Raw genomic sequence first — 15,624 nt, 5'->3', positions numbered from 1 at the left:
ATACGATGGAACTCGTCATCACACTCACCGGCAAGCGTTGCGACTTGGCGCTACACCCGATCTCCTCCCATTCCGCCGAGATCATCCGCAGGCTTGGACGGAAGTTTTACACGAAGAAGTATCTCGAGTGGTGGCGGCAAGGCAACACCTGTACCTGCGGCGTGAAGTACGACGACGGCTGCGCCCTCCAGGTGCGCCTGGGCGACGACACCATCCCCTTTGACGCCTCGGTCATTCCAGACTCGGCGATGCTGTCTCCCCGCCGTCATTTTCTCGATAGCAAGGTCCACTACCTTGCCTTGCTCGGATACGACGACGAGTTTTGCCAGACGACCTGGCGGTGGCAGAACGTCGAGAGCTTCGAGCCCGGCAAGCTGGAGTTCCAGGTCCACCGCTGGGACCGTATCCTGGGCGCCCATGATTACTTGATCGTCGAGGACCTGCGCTACGACGGCAGGTATGCCGACAAGGAATACCGCGGCAAGAGCTACGGATTCAACCTGGTCGATCCCAGGGTCATCGATCTCGACGAGGTTCGCCAGGAGTTGGGCATGCCGGTGCCCACCATCCGTGGCGAGAAGAGCATGTACCAATTGGCCTGATTGCCCCTGGGCCGCCTCTTCCGGGCCGGAGCAAGGCCCGCGGGCGGCTCGCGGCGTGGCTTCGGCCACGTGAGCTTGCACCGACACGGGACCGCTGGTCCCAAAGGGCGCTTCTCCTCGCCTGGCGGGACCGCGGTCCTTATTTCGGCCGCAGGGCCATCGCGTCACGTCCGTCTGATCGGACTGGGCGCTCATGAAACAACGCCTCCCGCCTCATCGCAACAAAAAGGACCGCCGAAGCCCAGTGCTCCGGCGGTCCTTTCTCGTTGAGGGGACGCGGCGAGGGCTACAGCCAGCTCACCGGAGCCGGATTGCGGGGAGGAACCAGAGCGTAGCGGTACTTGGGCACGCCGAGCATCAGCGCGCCGCAGACCTTTTTGTTTTCCGGCACGCCGATGGAAGCGGCCAGCTCCGCGTTGAGGTCCAGCGCTCTGTGGACGATGCCCGCCCAGCACACGCCCAGTCCGTGGGCGGCGGCCGCCAGCTCCAGGTAGCTCAGGGCGATGCCCGCGTCGGTGAGGCCCCAGTCGCTGCCCGCGTCGGCCAGGGCGACGACCAGGTGCGGCGCCCCGCGCATGACGAAGTCATTGCCCAGGGCATTGAGCTTCGCGTAGCGCTCCATGCCGGGCTTGGGCAGCATCCACTGGGCGATGGCCGCGCCCAGGGTCTTGGTGCGCTCCGGGTCGGCGGTGACGATGTAGCTGATCTGCTGGGTGTTCTTGGCCGTGGGGGCGAAGCGTGCGACGTCGAGCAATTCGGCCAGGGTTTCGCGCGGCACGGGCTTGTTTTTGAACTCGCGCACGGAGCGGCGGTCCTTCATCAGCCCGGCGGTGGCCTCAAAGCTGGCGCGCTCGCGCGGGGCGGGCAGAAAGTTCTGCATGGGCAGTTTGTTGTTCTGCATGGCCCCGTGCGGGCAAATGGCCACGCAGTGTCCGCATTCGATGCAGACCGGATCGGCGGTGGCGACCGGATAGCCGTCGGCGTCGGCCGTGAGGCACCCGAGGGGGCAGGACTCGATGCAGATGCCGTCGCGTCTGCACATTTCCTTATCAACGCTGAAAAGTTCCATTCCGTGTCTCCTTGTTGCGATGGGGGTGGACAGCCAATGCTGTCTTTTGAGACTGTATGGCGCATAATGCAAGTAGGCACGTTGTCGTGCAATAGCCACCTCGTGGATACTGACGAACATGCGCAGCCTGGATGACAGGGCGAGGTTGCCAGCGCCGGGGATACTTGGTATCTTTTTGGTCGGTACAGGTCGATAGGAGCGCGCTTGGCAATGGCCCGACGGAACGAAGCCGGGCGGCGAAATACACGGCCGCGCCCCAAGGAGCACCTTATGGATGAAACGGCCGCACACGCCGAATGCCCGCAGCGCTGCTGCGCTGGCCGGCATTATTTCTGCTCCGTGGAGCTTGCGCTGCAGGTCATTGGCGGCAAGTGGAAGCCGATCATTTTGTGGCACCTGCGGGGCGGCGACCGCAGGCGTTTTGGCGAACTCAAACGGCACATGCCCAACGTGACCCAGAAGATGCTGACCCAGCAATTGCGCGAGCTGGAGTCCGACGGCCTCATCGACCGCAAGGTCTACGCCCAGATTCCGCCCAAGGTGGAGTATTCCCTCACCGAACTGGGGCACAGCGTGCTGCCTGTGCTGGACCAGCTGAGCCAGTGGGGCACGCTGTTCGAGGGCGAGATGCGCGGCCGCTCCGTGGCGTAGATTCCCCATGTCCGCGCGGCCCCGGTTCGATGAGCCGCGACCGTTGACTCGAGCCCGTTGCGCCAGCCCATCGCGCCAGCCCATTGCGCCAGACTGTCGCGCTTGCCCGTTAAGCAAGGCGGTTGCCAAGGCCTCGCTGGGCCACATGCGCTGATTTGAAGCGGCCCGAACCCTCCATCGGCCTGCTGCGTCGGGCTGCTGCTGAGCCCTGCCATGCTGCCCGGTTTTGCCGAGGAGATGTTGCGAGTTGCCGTGCGGTGTGGGGAAGCGGACCGTGTCCGTGGCCGGTGGATTGCTTGGGGCTGGCATGCGCCGTCGAGCGGGCCAGCAACGCCGTCCAACCTCCACGGCTTTTGACGCAAAAAGAACCGCCGAAGCCGCATGCTCCGGCGGTTCATTTCGTCTGGCGCGCGCGGTTCAGTCTGGGGCGGTTCAGTAGCGGGGCAGGCCGTCGTCGCTGTCGTCGTCAACGCCGCCTTCGCCGCCGCCGGATTCCACCCCGGAGAGGCGCAGCAGTCCGGGCGCAGCGCAGCTGTTCCCGTATCCTTCTTCAAGCTTGAAGAAGCCCACTGTGGCGAGCAGCTGCTCGGCCTGGCCGGAAAGCTCGGCCGAGGTGGAGGCCATCTGCTCCGAGGCCGAGGCGTTCCGCTGCACCACCTGGTCCAGCTGCTGCACGGCCTTGTTGATCTGCGCCGCGCCGGTGCTTTGCTCCTGCGAGGAGGCCGCGATCTCCTGCACCAGCTCCGCCGTGTGCTGAATATTGGGCACGATGGCCGCCAGGGTCTGCCCGCTGCGCTCGGCCACGGCCACGGACTGCGTGGACAGGGTGGAGATTTCCGCTGCGGCCTGGCCGCTGCGCTCCGCCAGCTTGCGCACCTCCGCCGCCACCACGGCGAAGCCCTTGCCGTGCTCGCCCGCGCGCGCCGCCTCGATGGCTGCGTTGAGCGCCAGCAGGTTGGTTTGCCGCGCTATCTCCTCGACAATGCCGATCTTCTCGGCGATCTGCTTCATGGCGCTGACCGTGCGCGCCACTTCGCGCCCGCCTTCCTCCGTGTCGCCGGAGGCCTTGGCGGCCATGCTTCCGGTCAGGCGGGCGTTCTCGGCATTGCGCTGAATGGTCGCGGTCATCTGCTCCATGGAGGACGAGATTTCCTCTACGCTGGCGGCCTGCTCCGAAGCGCCCTGGGCCACGGAGCCGGAGGTGGCGGAAAGCTGTTGCGCGCCGGTGGCCACGCTGTCCGCGCCGGAGATGACGCAGGACAAGGTGCTCTCCATGTGGCGGATCATGTTTTGCGCCGCCGAGGCCAGCTGCTTGATTTCTTGCGGAAAGCGCGAGGCGTCGACCTTGGCTGTCAGGTCGCCCTGGGCGATTTTGCCTATCTGCGTCTGCACCGCGCGCATGGGCCCGCCTATGCGCCCCCAGGTGACCAGCAGCAGAACGTTGGTGCCCACCAGCAGAATGAGCGCCGCGCCGAGGGTGAGCATGTTGGCCTGGCCGAGGCGCTCGCTGTTGTCCGCAAGCCCCTTGGCGCTTTGGGTGGAGATCAGCTCGATGCGCTTGAGGATGCGACCTTTGATTTCGCGCCAGATGGCCGTCTCCTTGGTGTTCATCACCTCGGCCGCGCCGGGCAGGTCCTTGTCCACAGCCAGGCGCTGGGCCTCCAGCCGCAGGGCGTGGGCCTTGTCCCACTGGGCGGCGATGTCGTCGTACTGGGCCTTGGCGTCGGCATCGAGCCCCTTGGCGCGCTCAAGGGCGGCGCTGAAGTCCTTGTTGGCGGCCTGATAGTTGGCCACGGCCTTCTTGTCCTCGGGATTCAGGATGATGTTGCGCGTGGCCTGCTCGGTCTGCAGGCCGTGGGCCCACATCTCGTGCAGGGCGGTGAGCAGGGGCATGTCGTGCTGGCTGATGCTGCGGAACATGCCCGTGGCGTTTTGCCCGCTCAGGTAGACGACGGTCATGTTTGCCACCAGCAAAACGCTGATGATGGCGGACATGGCCAGAAACAGGGCCTTGAGGGACAGATTCTTCAGCATGAAGGCTCTCCTCGTCTGGGGCTGGCGCTGCGCCTCCTGGCGCGTGGATGGTGGGCGCCGCTGGAACATTTCGGCGCAGCCGTGGGCGCGCCTTCCTGACTGGTGGTCAGCATTCGGAATTGACGAAGACGACGCCGCCGCCGGCCGCGTAGGCCTTGTGCATGGCGCCCGTGGCTTCCGCCAGCATCTGCTCGTACTCCGCAGCGAGGTGCGTGCAGCACATGGCCCCGATGCAGAAGCCGAGTTCGAGCTTCATGGAGCGCATGGCGGCCAGCAGCGCCGCCTCCATGGCCAGGGCCGAGGCCTTGACCGCTGCCGGGTCCTGGTCGTGCAGCATCACGGCGAACTTGTCGCCCTCAAGCCTGCCGACCATGTCCGCTCGGTGCGCAGCGGCCTGGAGCGTGCGGGCCACGACGTTGAGGACCTTGTCTCCGGCGTCGCGGCCAAAGGCGTCGTTCACCAGGCGGAAGTCGCGGCAGTCCACCAGCACCAGGCTGAACGGCGCGGCGTTCTGCCTGCAACGCTCCATCTCCTCCTGGGCGTGCTCCTCCAGGCGTTTGCGGTTGGCTATGCCCGTAAGCTCGTCCTCGCGGCTGAAGAGCACCTCGCGGCGCAGGGCGGAGCACAGGGCGCCCGTGAGCAGCGTGAACAGCGCGTAGAAACAGGCGTAGGCCAGCACGTCGAAAAGCATGTAGGTCCGCTGTGAGTATTCCTTGCCGCCATAGATGTCTGAAACGATGACAAACACGGCGCAGACGACGCTGAGGGCGAGCCCGGAGCCCTGCCCGGCGGCGATGGTGACGAGCAGGATGGGCAGGGGGTACAGAAAGGCGAAGTTCAGCTCATAGGGCGTCAGCGTATCAAGGGCGAGAATGCCCGCCGTGAGGATGAGCCCCAGGACGACGTACGCGCCGCGGCGTTCGCGCCCGGCTCCGGTGACGAGATATTTAAGCACGTTCTCCAGCTCGCGGGCCATGCAAGTCCTCCTGGTGCGGCAGTGAAGGCATCGTGTTGCGCCTTGTCTTAAGCTGTAGCCGATGCACATAAGACCTGCAACCGAGGCGGCCGCGCGGCGCGCATATTGCCAGACAGTTTTCACTAAGGTATTGGGGCTGATGCTGAACAACAACCTGAAGGAACTGTTGCACGACGCAGCCACGCCGCAGCGCTTCATCCCGGCGTTGAGCTCAGGCTTCGTCGTCGGACTGCTGATCGTCGTCGTCGAGCTTTCCCTGGCCTCGCTCATCTTCTCCGGCCCCTTGGCCGGCTTTGCCCCAAGGGCCGCGGGGCTCATGCTCTTCGGCGGGTTCGCCATGTGTCTGGTCGTGGCCCTTGGCAGCGGCTTCCCCTCGTCCGTGTGCCTGCCCGAGGACGCTCCCGCGGCCATCATGGCCTCGGTGGCCGGGGGCATCGCCGCCGGTCTGGCCGGGTCGGCCAGCCCGCACGAAACCGCCGTCACCGTGGGCGCGGCCCTGGCTTTGTCCACCCTGGCCTCCGGCGTCATCTTCCTCATCCTTGGGCGTTTCGGCCTGGGCAACCTCATGCGCTACATGCCGTACCCTGTGGTGGGCGGCTTCATGGCGGGCATCGGCTGGCTGCTGGTCCAGGGCAGCGTGCCCATCATCACCGGCGTGGCCCTCAATCTGCACGACCTGCCGCTGCTTTTGACCGCCGAAAAGCTGCTGCGCCTGCTGCCCGGGGTGGCGCTGACCGTGACCCTGCTTTGGGCGCTGCGGCGCTGGAGCAGCGTGTTCATTCTGCCCGGCGTTCTGGCGCTGTCCCTGGGGGCCTTCGCCCTGTACCTCGGCGTCACGGGGCAATCCCTGGCCGAAGCCGGACAGGCCGGGCACCTGCTGGGCGGCATGCCCGAGGGCTCCATGCTCTGGCCCGTGTTCAGCCTGGCGGACCTTTCGCTCATCCGCTGGGACGCGCTCGTGGAGCAGATTCCCCAACTGTGCACCATTCCGCTCGTTTCGGCCATATCCTTTCTGCTCATCGCCAGCGGGCTTGAAACCGCGGCGCGCCGCGACCTGGACCTGAAGCACGAGCTCTACCTCAACGCCGTGGCCAATTTCATCGCCGGTCCGGGCGGCTCGCACGCTGGGTACACGGCGCTCAGCTTTTCGATGCTGGGTCCAAAAACCGGCTCGGACTCCCGGCTGGTAGGCGTTTCCGCCGCGCTTTTGACCGGCGTCGCGACGTTCTTCGGCGCGGCCGTGCTGGGCTATGTCCCGCGCTTCGTCCTTGGCGGCATGGTGCTGTTTCTGGGCGTGGCCACCATGCTCGATTGGGTCGTGGCCGTGCGCAGGCAGGTCTCCCGGCTGGAGTACGCCCTGATCTGGGCCATCCTGTTCGCCATCGGACTGTTCGGCTTCCTCACCGGCGTGGGCTTCGGCCTAGTCATGGCCGCCGTGGTCTTCGTCATCAAGTACAGCCGCCTGCCCGTGCTGCGCCAGGACGCGGACATGTCCGCGCTGCCCAGCACCAAAAAGCGCTCCGTGCCGGACCGGCACATCCTGCGCGAGCACGGGGCCAGCGTGCGCGTCCTGCGCGTCACGGGCTACCTGTTCTTCGGCTCGGCCAATCTGTTGAGCCGCAGCGTGGCCGCGCACCTCGCGCCCGATGCGGACCAGCCTCATGCGGACCAGCCCCATGCTGATCGGCCCCAGGCCGGACCGGGGCCGAGCCACCTGATTCTGGACTTCGCCGATGTGGACGGCTTCGACTCCTCGGCCATCAACTGCTTTTTGCGCATGCTGCAACGGTGTTCCGCCGCCGGCTGCCAGGTGGTTTTCGCCTCCTCGCCGCCGACGCTTCAGGAGCAGCTGCACCGGAGCTCGCCGCTGGAAACAGCCGGGGCGCGGTTCCTGCCGGATCTGGACCGGGCCCTGGAGTGGTGCGAAGACGCCGTGCTGGCGCGCGAGCAGGCCCGCCTGGAGTCCCAGCGGGACGCGGCCGGGCGCGACAAGTTGTTCGATCTCGCCGTGGACGACATGCTGCAGCGGCTGGAGGAGGAAGAGCGCTTCGAAGCGCTGGTGGAGCGCCTTGGGCCGTATCTCGACACCCGGCAGGCCGCCGCCGGCGAGGTCATGGTGCGCCAGGGCGAGCGCCCGGACGGCGTTTGGCTCCTGCTCTCCGGCCAGGCGGAGGAGGTGGCCCGCTCAGGCGCCGGAACCTCAGTCCGTCTGCGCACCCTGGGCCCAGGAGGCATCGCCGGGCATGCGGCCGCCGGGCAGGCCAACCCGGCTCCGGGCGACATCGTGACGCTCACGGACTGCGCCCTAGCGTTTCTGCCTGCGTCTGCCCTGCGCCGACTGGAGCTTGAGGACCAGGCCACGGCTCTGGCCTTCTACAGCCTTTTTGCCGCCTCCCTGGAGTCGCGGCTGGCCGGAGACGCCAGCCCCAGCTAGGCGCGCCGCCGCCTGGAATTGTTTGCCCCATGCGTGCCGGACGGGCGTGTTTGTCCAGCGCGCCTGTCCAGAGCGACTGCCTGAAGTGCCTGACCGGCGTGTCTGTCCGGCGTGCCTGTCCGGTGGGATTGTTCCGAGGGAATGCTGTGCAAGCCCGGATGACGGCGCAGGGTGGACCCGCCCCAAATATGGGAGAGGCATCGGTCAGAGCGGGATTGTCTTGCGCCGGTCCGCCAGAACCGGCAGAAGGGCGAAGAGAAAAACAAGCGAGGTCCCATGACGATCTATACGCTGAGAATGCCCAAGGTGCCGGCTCCAGGGGCCAAGTCGCATGTGTTCGAGGCCAAGCCCGGCGCGGGCAAGGGCTGCATCTGCCTGCCCAAGTCGTTGTGCCAAAAGGTGGCCACGGCGCAGACAGTCGGCGTGGAGGGCTACATGTGCCTGAGCGGCGAACGGATGTGGGCCAAGACCTTGGGCTATGGCGGGGATGTTTGCGACGAGTGCCTGGCCCTGCTCTCCGGCTACGGCAAGAAGGCCTAGCCGGGGCCTGAGCCACGCGCGGCCTGCAGCGCGCAAGCCGTCTTGTCCGCAGGCGCGACTCGGGGCTCGTTCCGGCGCGGCAGGCGCGGGGAGCGGCTTGCGGCCGCGATTGCGGCAAGGTCGGCGCGCGGTTCGAGACTCATTCCGCGAGACGTCTGCGCCTGCTGAACGCCGGAGACGGCACTGCGCTCACCGGTATTTCGATGACGATTTCTGCCGTTGCCCCCGCTGTCCACAGGCCGCAACACAAAGAGCCCCCGCAAGGGGGCTTTTCTTTGGCCGCGAGGAGCGGCGCAGTGCCCTCGTTTGGCTGCCCGCTTGGTCTGCGGGCAGCGCCCGGGCGATGCCGATCTGTTGTCGGTGAGGCGCCGCGGCTAGCCCACAGGCTTGATGCGCCACATCTTGGGCGCGAACTCCACGATCTGGAACTTCTGCGTGGCCTTGCACTTGGGGCATTCCACGGAAACGACGGGCGCGAGGGGATAGTCTTCCATCACGTTTTTGCAGCTGCACGTGAAAATGGGACGCAGCATTCCTTTTCCGCCAGGCACCAATGATCCGGTTATTGTTTTCATGCGCAGGGCGTAGCAGCGGCGTGTGCAGAAGTCCAGAAGCGGTGTCGTGGGATCGCCGTCCATCGCGGCGTATTGCCGTCGATGTGCAAGCCCCGGAGTTTCCTTGTTTCCTCCGCATTGTGCCCAAATGAATGCCTCCCCACTATGGCTACAGCCCGTGGAGCAAGGTTGGATCCGCATGGCAAGAAAAAGGACGGCGGATGGTCCGTCGTCCTCTTAACTCATTGAAACTATTTGGTGCCCAGGACGGGGGTCGAACCCGTATAACCCGAAGGTTGAGGGATTTTAAGTCCCTTGCGTCTACCAGTTTCGCCACCCGGGCAGCCGTGGATTGATAGCATCGGCTTTCGCCGCGCGCAACAGCAACCCGTTGGCGCGATGCGCGTTCTTGCGCCGGGCTTGCCCGACGTGGTATGCACGCGGACCGTTCGACATGGACCAAACAGCCCCCAACGTGCAGAGAGGAATGAGTCATGCGCAAAATCACCGTTCTTGCCGCCTTGCTGGCCATGCTGCTTGTGACCGCGGCGGTGTTGCCCGCCCAGGCCGCGGGAGGCAAGACCCGCGTCGCCTTTGTGCTTCTTGGCAATATTGATGACCAGGGGTGGAACACGGCCCAGTACGAGGGCATTCAGGCGCTGAAAAAGCAGCTGGGCCGGCGGGTGTCCGTTGCCATCACCCAGAACGTGTCCGATCCGGCCCAGGCCGAGGCGGTCTTTCGCGACTACGCGCGCAAGGGCTATGACATGATTTTCGGCACAACCTTTTCGCACGGGGAGCCCATGCTCAAGGTGGCGGCGGAGTTCCCTCATGTCCGGTTCATGCATTGCGCGGGCGACAAGACCCTGCCCAACATGGGCGTGTACATGGTGCGCATAGAGCAGGGCGACTACCTTGCGGGCTACACCGCCGGGCTCATGGGCTACCGCAACGTGGGCACCGTGGCCACCCAGCCCTTGCCGGAAGTGGCGCGCGGCATCAACGCCTTCACCCTGGGCCTGGCGCGCGGCCTGGCCGAGAGCGGCACAGGCTTTGACCCCGCCAGCATCAACACCGTGGTCTGGCTGAACTCCTGGCGCGACGCCGCGCAGGAAAAAGCCCTGGCCGAGGAGCTGGCCGCGGGCGGACATGACCTCATCCGCGCCATGGCCGACACCTCCGATTCCTCCAAGGCTGCCTGCGCCAAGGGCGTGGCCGCCATCGGCTATGGCACCGATTCCGTCCGCCACGGCGCGGCCTGCGCCCTCACCTCCACCACCTTCGAGTGGGGGCCGGTGTACGTCGGCATCGTCCGGCAGGTCATGGCCGGAACCTGGAAGAGCGGCGAGACGTTCACGGGGTTCGAGGCCGGCGGCGTGGGGCTGGCGCCGTTCGGCAAGAGCGTGCCGAAGGCCGTGCGGGCCAAGGTGCTGGCGCTCAAGGCCAAGATGGCCAAGGGCGAGGACATGAGCTTTGCCGGGCCGATCCTGGATCAGGCCGGAGCGCTGCGCGTGCCCAAGGGCGCAAAGGCCACGGACAAGGAGCTGCTGTCCATGGACTGGCTGGTCATGGGCGTTCGCGGCGCGCTGCCCAAGTAAGCGCCGGGCCGTGGACGAAGCCGGATGGGCCGCGCATGGGCAGGAATGCTTGCCGGGCGTGCCGGGGCCGCTGATTTTTAGAGGTCCGCTGTGGCGCTACAGCGCGCCGAACTGCCGCAGGTAGTTGGCGTAAAGCCTGGGCGGCAGGCGCGAGAAGCGGTCGAAGTCCGAAACCCACTCCAGCCCCGGCACCAGGGCGCGCACGGCGGGTATGCCCAGGTCCGCGCGCGTCAGGTCCACGTAGACCGGCGCGTGGCCGTTGGCCAGCAGGGTCTCCTCCAGCACCAGCAGGTCGCCCTCGGCGCTGCCGGTGGAGAAGTCCGGCAGATCCTCCAGCCTGCGCACGGGCAGGCCCGCGGGCGCCGGGCTCGTGGCCGGGCCGGGGAAGGGATAGGGGATCTCCGTCATGGCCGAAATGGCCGCGCGCGGGCCGCACAACCCCGCGCCCATGCCCTTGTTCACGTCGCCCTGCCTGCCGGTGACGATGGCCTTGTAGCAGGGCACGCCGAACTCCGGGGTGCAGTCCATGAACCACACGTGCATGTTGCAGTCTTCATAGTCGCGCAGCAGCTTGGCCACGCGCTCGTCGGCGGCCGTAAGGCGGAAGCAGCGCGAAAGGTCGAAGGGCGTCACGGCCTCGGCGTCGCGTTCGATGACCTCGCCCAGCGCGTGCACCTTGGCCTCGCTCATGGTGTTGCCCGAGGCGAGCCCCGTGGAGCCCAGGGCGCTGAACAGGCTCTGCTCCTCCATGTTGGCGAAGAGATACACGAACTGCACAGGGGCCAGGCTTTCGCGCAGGCCGCCCGCATAACGCTCCTGGGCGGGCATCCAGTACAGCTTCTGCCCGGCGTAGGGCACCTCCAGGCGCACGTCGTCCGGGTTCAGGGCGCGGCCCCGGGCCGAGACTTCGGCGTAGGTTCCGTGCACCAGAGGGCAGGGCTTGGCCAGACCCATGACGCCGCGCGCGCCGATGCTGGCGTAGGAGCTCACGCGTTCGGCCACCTCCATGCTGTACGAGGCCCGGGCCGAGTCCATGTCGAGCCCGCGGCCGTAGCTGGTCTGCATGCCGGAGAGGCTGTAGCCCATGGCGCCGCTCTTGACGGAAATATCCACCAGCCAGTGGCGCAGGAGCGCAATGGGCGAGAGCGAGGCCTTGTGCGCCATCTCCGGTCCGATGAACACGTTCTTGGCCTCAAGCTGCTTGATGGCGTTGGCGTAGGTTTCGGGTGCGGGGCGGCGTGGATTGGCCGGGGGCAGGGCGTCCTTCAGGCGTGCGCGCGTTTGCGCGGCGGTGACGGCCTCGCCTTGTGGCAGCTGGTCCTTGGCGTACAGCGGCTCAAGGCCGATGGCATCCGGCGCGGGCAGGGGCTCGTGCGCCACGATGTTCATCTGCATGCGCATGGTCCAGGCGTTGTGCCGGGGCTGGTCGGCCAAGAGATACGAGCGCAGGTGCAGGGCCGGGGTGTGGCGCGAAAGCTCGGCCACGTCGAGCCCGGCCATGCGCGGCAGCAGGTGGGCGAAGCGCTCGTGCCCCAGGCACGACTCGAACAGAAGCGCGGCCAGCACGGGGTCGGTGATGCGGCCGTTCTCCTGCACCTCTTCCATGAGCTTCTCCACCTTTCTGGTGCGGTGCTCGCCCATCTTGAACAGCAGGTGCTGGTGCATGAAGTCGTCCAGCGGGTGCTGGCGCAGGTGCTCCACCATCTCGGCAAAACTGAGGTTCGGGCCAGGGTGGGCGGCAAAACAGCCCACGCCGGACAAGGTGTCCATGAGGCGGAGTTCGTAGCGCATGGGGGGCTCCCGAAATGGTGGCGTTCAATTCAGACAAAAAGAGGCGGTTACTCCGCCTGGGCTGACAGTAGGACATCAGGCGGCTGTGCGCAAGGCGGGAGGAGCGGAATGTCCGCTAGGCTCTGCGCTCCACCTTGGGCGCCACGCGGCGCACTTGCTTGTTCGGGTTTTTTGACGCGCGTTCCTCGGCGGTGGAGCCCGCGATCACGTAGATCTCCTCGTGGCGGTCCCTGAGCGGGCGGAAGACCTCAGCCATGTAGGTCTTGCGGTCGCCCGCGTAGTCCGCGCCGCCGGGCAGGCCCGCCGGGCACACGGCCATGCAGTAGCCGCAACGGTAGTTCATCTTGTACATCAGCGACTGCCACAGGGAGGCGGTCTCACGGTCCATGAAGCGCTGGCGGAAGGCGGTCAGATCCGGCGCGGAAGTCACGGAGTCGATGAAGTCGAGGAAGCCCACGATGTTGTCGCGGTAAGCGTGCACCATGCAGGTGGTGAGATCGAAGGAGCCGTCGCGCCGAACGGCGCCGACCGGGCACACTGCGGCGCACAGACCGCAGCCGATGCAGGGCGAGTCCTTGAGGGGCGCGCCGTGGACGTCCACTTCCGCGTCCACCAGCAGGGTGGTGAGCCGGATGAAACTGCCCAGGCGCGGGTGCAGCACCAGGCGGTTCAGACCCATGTGCCCAAGCCCGGCCTCCACGGCCACGATTTTGTGGCTCACATGCCATATTTTACCGGGAAAGCGACCCATATCCATAGGGAAGTCCGCAGGGACGGCCACACCGCGCACGCCTTGGGCGTTCAGCCTGCGGAGGATGCGCCGTTCGGCCCGGGCGGACTCGTCCGAGACCTCGTGCAACTCCGACGAGGACATGTTGCGCACAGAGCTGCGCATGTTTTCAGGGTTAAGGGCGAAGGCCAGCGCGATGAGCGTCTTCGTGCGCGGATAGACTTCGATGATGTCCTGGCGCTCGAAGTCGAGTGCCGGCCGGGAGAGTTCCACGAATCCGCAGTCGGCCGCTCCGGCCTCCATGCAGATTTCGCGCAGCTCGTCGGCGGTCAGGACAGGGGACGCTTTGGCCATGGCGGAATTCAGTTTGTCCAAGGAATTCTCCTTGCTGTTCAGCTTCGGGCTGCTTCGGTCAACTGACGAAGCTCATGTAGGATTTTAGCCATGGGGTCCTGCCCAAGTCGGGTGGCCATGGTCTCCTGCGCCTTGCGCCAGTATGGCCGCGCAGCCACGAGGGCCGCGCCACCGGCATCGGTAATGGCGATCGAGTGCTCGCGGCGATCTTGTCCTGGTTCGCTGCGGACAAAACCCTTGTCTTCCAACAGGCGCAGGTTGCGCGTCAGGGTCGTTCGCTCCTGGGCGAGCGCTTCCGCAAGCCTGCCTAGCGTGACGGGACCTCGCGCCTGCGCCGCCGCAAGAATGGAGAATTGCGTGGCGCGCAGGCCGCTTGGGGCCAGTTGGGCATCGTAAAGGCGTGTCATGGCGCGCGCCGCGCGCCGCAGGTTGTGGCAGAGACAGGTCTGCCCGATAGTCTCTCCGGATAGTTCGCCGCCGTTTTTCGCTGGCATTGCTGTTTCCTCCTTGTCGGCCCGACCGCGGCTCGACCGCGGCTCGTCCGTGCCGATATGTGTATATACACCCATATTGGTTGTCAAGGATGGTCTGGGGCAGGCGGGTCGGGCGATCAGGGGCAGTGGATGGGGCTGTCGGGGAAAGGCCAGGACTCCACGCGGTTTCTGCCGCATTCCTTGGCCCGGTACAGGGCCTTGTCGGCCTTTTCGATCATGTCCTCAAGGATGTTGGAGCCGAACTGCGGCTCCGGGTCGTATTCGGCCACGCCGATGCTGATGGTGTTGTTGACGGTGATGGCGCCGATCTTCAGCGGAGTGGAGGCGACGATTTCGCGGATGCGCTCCGCCAGCATGCGGGCCTCCGGCAGGGAGGCGTTGGGGGCCAGCACGACGAATTCCTCGCCGCCGAAGCGCGCCGCCATGTCCGACTCGCGCACGGCGGAGATGATGCACCCGGCGATGTGGATGAGGAACTTGTCGCCCACGGGGTGGCCGTGGGTGTCGTTCACATCCTTGAAGTGGTCGATGTCGATCATGAGGCAGGAGCAGGGGCTGCCGCCGCGCAGCGCCACGCCGAGGATGCGGTAGCCCTCGGCCATGAGGTGCCTGCGGTTGCACATGCCGGTGAGCTGGTCCGTGCGCGAGGTGGTCTGGATGGTCTCCACGTGCTGCTGCACTGTGGTGGACATGCGGTTGAAGGCGCGCATGAGCTGCTTGAATTCCGTGGGGGCGTCCGCGGCATCGGCCAGGTTGATGACGTGCCCGTAGTCTCCGTCCTGGATCTTTTCCGCCCCCAGGACCAGCATCCGCAGGGGATCCAGAACCGTGCGCGCCATGGCGTGTCCCAAAAGAGCGGAGGCCGCGACGACCAGCGCGATGCAGATGAACATGAGCCAGTCGAGGGAGAGCGGCAGCGTCTCCATGCTGGAGGCGATCCAATACAGGGACAGGGGCAGAACAGGCAAAAGCAGAAGCAGCACGCTGTACAGGCGCAGCAGTCCAAGCACTCCCAGTCCCTTTAGGCGCAGGAGGGGAAAATGGTCGCGGATGTCCAAATGTGTGGTTCCTTTGGCTGTTCTGATCGTGAATACTACTTAGTATCAGCAATCAGCAACAAGCGCAAGGCGGTCAATGCGTGACGGCGGGTGGCGTGAAATCTTGCTGGGTGCGGCGGGTCTTGAAGTCGCGCAGGCGGTTGCGAAGGTGCTCGGCCGCGGCCGCGGCCTTGTCGCCCTGGCCGGTGTACGAGATGCTCTCGCCCGAGGCCGTGGTCATGGTGAGCACCTTGCCCGCGAGCTCAACCGTGGTGATGTCCGCGTAGAACACGTCGCGGGTGCCCGCGTCCTCGGTCTGGTAGGCCACGGGGAAGTACGACTTGAGCGGGAAGATGCGGCCCTTGCGGTCGGCCAGCACCACCAGGTCGTCCTTGGGCGCCATGATGGTGAAGCGCACATCGGCCTTCAGGTCCTTGAGCATCCAGTGGCCAATGGCCCCGGTGATTTCGTGGAAGGGGTAGTGGGGCTGGGTTTTGTCGATGTCGCAGGCGCGCAGGCATTCCTTCTCCAGGTTCTCCAGCACGTCTTCCTGAAAGGCCTTGTGGTTGTCCTTGACCAGGAAGGCTCCGTACACATCAAGCCCCAGGGGAATGAGCAGGAAGACGAAGCCCTGAAAGCCCCCGGCGAACAGGGTGATGAGGATGAGCGCGAGGGCGTAGGCCAGGACCTTGGCCTTGGGCGTCGAGCAGAAGAGGATGGGGAGGGCTTCGCGCAGGTCCATGTCCCTACACGTAGGCAA

Annotated in this window: 14 protein-coding genes and 1 tRNA gene; 5 read left to right on the top strand and 10 right to left on the bottom strand. The window is 66.1% G+C overall.

What is annotated here, in order from left to right; all coding sequences use genetic code 11:
* The first annotated feature begins 5 nt into the window (after window positions 1-5).
* On the top strand, window positions 6-602 hold the full coding sequence (locus ACYQ4W_RS08170) for a hypothetical protein (RefSeq protein WP_459855107.1): 597 nt from the start codon (window positions 6-8) through the stop codon (window positions 600-602).
* Window positions 603-888: 286 nt separating this feature from the next.
* Here the strand turns inward: ACYQ4W_RS08170 and ACYQ4W_RS08165 are convergent, their stop codons facing one another.
* Window positions 889-1,671: a nitroreductase family protein gene (locus ACYQ4W_RS08165; protein WP_459855105.1), complete on the bottom strand. Its 783-nt coding sequence runs from the start codon at window positions 1,669-1,671 to the stop codon at window positions 889-891.
* 270 nt (window positions 1,672-1,941) lie between these two features.
* On the opposite strand from ACYQ4W_RS08165, the gene ACYQ4W_RS08160 reads away from it, so the two are divergent.
* Window positions 1,942-2,322: a winged helix-turn-helix transcriptional regulator gene (locus ACYQ4W_RS08160; RefSeq protein WP_459855103.1), complete on the top strand. Its 381-nt coding sequence runs from the start codon at window positions 1,942-1,944 to the stop codon at window positions 2,320-2,322.
* 432 nt (window positions 2,323-2,754) lie between these two features.
* On the opposite strand, the gene ACYQ4W_RS08155 is transcribed toward ACYQ4W_RS08160, so the two are convergent.
* Entirely contained in the window at window positions 2,755-4,356 is a 1,602-nt protein-coding gene (locus tag ACYQ4W_RS08155) for a methyl-accepting chemotaxis protein (RefSeq protein ID WP_459855100.1), read from the bottom strand.
* Between the two features lie 106 nt (window positions 4,357-4,462).
* A complete protein-coding gene (locus tag ACYQ4W_RS08150; protein WP_459855098.1) occupies window positions 4,463-5,332 on the bottom strand; it encodes a GGDEF domain-containing protein in 870 nt (289 codons plus the stop codon).
* Window positions 5,333-5,471: 139 nt separating this feature from the next.
* Here ACYQ4W_RS08150 and ACYQ4W_RS08145 point away from each other — a divergent pair, with 139 nt between their 5' ends.
* Window positions 5,472-7,766, top strand: coding sequence for an SLC26A/SulP transporter family protein (locus ACYQ4W_RS08145; RefSeq protein ID WP_459855095.1), 2,295 nt, complete (start codon window positions 5,472-5,474; stop codon window positions 7,764-7,766).
* Window positions 7,767-8,042: 276 nt separating this feature from the next.
* Window positions 8,043-8,306, top strand: a complete 264-nt coding sequence (locus ACYQ4W_RS08140) for a hypothetical protein (RefSeq protein ID WP_459855093.1) — start codon at window positions 8,043-8,045, stop codon at window positions 8,304-8,306.
* A 374-nt stretch (window positions 8,307-8,680) separates the two neighbouring features.
* On the opposite strand, the gene ACYQ4W_RS08135 is transcribed toward ACYQ4W_RS08140, so the two are convergent.
* Window positions 8,681-8,839 carry a hypothetical protein gene (locus ACYQ4W_RS08135; RefSeq protein WP_459855090.1) on the bottom strand — a complete coding sequence of 53 codons (159 nt, stop codon included), beginning with the start codon at window positions 8,837-8,839 and terminating at the stop codon, window positions 8,681-8,683.
* A 277-nt stretch (window positions 8,840-9,116) separates the two neighbouring features.
* Window positions 9,117-9,203, bottom strand: a tRNA-Leu gene (locus ACYQ4W_RS08130).
* A 151-nt stretch (window positions 9,204-9,354) separates the two neighbouring features.
* Here ACYQ4W_RS08130 and ACYQ4W_RS08125 point away from each other — a divergent pair.
* Window positions 9,355-10,458: a BMP family ABC transporter substrate-binding protein gene (locus tag ACYQ4W_RS08125; RefSeq protein ID WP_459855087.1), complete on the top strand. Its 1,104-nt coding sequence runs from the start codon at window positions 9,355-9,357 to the stop codon at window positions 10,456-10,458.
* 96 nt (window positions 10,459-10,554) lie between these two features.
* Here ACYQ4W_RS08125 and ACYQ4W_RS08120 read toward each other — a convergent pair whose 3' ends face one another.
* The 5 genes from ACYQ4W_RS08120 to ACYQ4W_RS08100 all read right to left on the bottom strand — a co-directional run bounded on the left by ACYQ4W_RS08120 (window position 10,555) and on the right by ACYQ4W_RS08100 (window position 15,606).
* A complete protein-coding gene (locus ACYQ4W_RS08120; RefSeq protein WP_459855084.1) occupies window positions 10,555-12,249 on the bottom strand; it encodes a YcaO-like family protein in 1,695 nt (564 codons plus the stop codon).
* Between the two features lie 115 nt (window positions 12,250-12,364).
* A complete protein-coding gene (locus ACYQ4W_RS08115) occupies window positions 12,365-13,354 on the bottom strand; it encodes a 4Fe-4S binding protein (protein ID WP_459855082.1) in 990 nt (329 codons plus the stop codon).
* Between the two features lie 17 nt (window positions 13,355-13,371).
* Window positions 13,372-13,827, bottom strand: coding sequence for a MarR family winged helix-turn-helix transcriptional regulator (locus ACYQ4W_RS08110; protein WP_459855080.1), 456 nt, complete (start codon window positions 13,825-13,827; stop codon window positions 13,372-13,374).
* A 116-nt stretch (window positions 13,828-13,943) separates the two neighbouring features.
* On the bottom strand, window positions 13,944-14,837 hold the full coding sequence (locus ACYQ4W_RS08105) for a GGDEF domain-containing protein (RefSeq protein ID WP_459855077.1): 894 nt from the start codon (window positions 14,835-14,837) through the stop codon (window positions 13,944-13,946).
* Between the two features lie 121 nt (window positions 14,838-14,958).
* Window positions 14,959-15,606, bottom strand: a complete 648-nt coding sequence (locus ACYQ4W_RS08100; RefSeq protein WP_459855074.1) for a hypothetical protein — start codon at window positions 15,604-15,606, stop codon at window positions 14,959-14,961.
* Between the last annotated feature and the right edge of the window lie 18 nt (window positions 15,607-15,624).

The organism is Humidesulfovibrio idahonensis (assembly GCF_054657715.1).
Note: the sequence above shows the minus strand (reverse complement) of the source record. Positions and strands in the feature narration are given on the sequence as shown.

Bases quoted from the DNA above. Each gene is read 5' to 3' on its own strand.
- ACYQ4W_RS08155 (WP_459855100.1), bottom strand. From the start codon at position 4,356: ATGCTGAAGAATCTGTCCCTCAAGGCCCTGTTTCTGGCCATGTCCGCC.
- ACYQ4W_RS08135 (WP_459855090.1), bottom strand. From the start codon at position 8,839: ATGCTGCGTCCCATTTTCACGTGCAGCTGCAAAAACGTGATGGAAGAC.
- ACYQ4W_RS08170 (WP_459855107.1), top strand. From the start codon at position 6: ATGGAACTCGTCATCACACTCACCGGCAAGCGTTGCGACTTGGCGCTA.
- ACYQ4W_RS08165 (WP_459855105.1), bottom strand. From the start codon at position 1,671: ATGGAACTTTTCAGCGTTGATAAGGAAATGTGCAGACGCGACGGCATC.
- ACYQ4W_RS08140 (WP_459855093.1), top strand. From the start codon at position 8,043: ATGACGATCTATACGCTGAGAATGCCCAAGGTGCCGGCTCCAGGGGCC.
- ACYQ4W_RS08150 (WP_459855098.1), bottom strand. From the start codon at position 5,332: ATGGCCCGCGAGCTGGAGAACGTGCTTAAATATCTCGTCACCGGAGCC.
- ACYQ4W_RS08120 (WP_459855084.1), bottom strand. From the start codon at position 12,249: ATGCGCTACGAACTCCGCCTCATGGACACCTTGTCCGGCGTGGGCTGT.
- ACYQ4W_RS08110 (WP_459855080.1), bottom strand. From the start codon at position 13,827: ATGCCAGCGAAAAACGGCGGCGAACTATCCGGAGAGACTATCGGGCAG.
- ACYQ4W_RS08145 (WP_459855095.1), top strand. From the start codon at position 5,472: ATGCTGAACAACAACCTGAAGGAACTGTTGCACGACGCAGCCACGCCG.
- ACYQ4W_RS08100 (WP_459855074.1), bottom strand. From the start codon at position 15,606: ATGGACCTGCGCGAAGCCCTCCCCATCCTCTTCTGCTCGACGCCCAAG.
- ACYQ4W_RS08125 (WP_459855087.1), top strand. From the start codon at position 9,355: ATGCGCAAAATCACCGTTCTTGCCGCCTTGCTGGCCATGCTGCTTGTG.
- ACYQ4W_RS08160 (WP_459855103.1), top strand. From the start codon at position 1,942: ATGGATGAAACGGCCGCACACGCCGAATGCCCGCAGCGCTGCTGCGCT.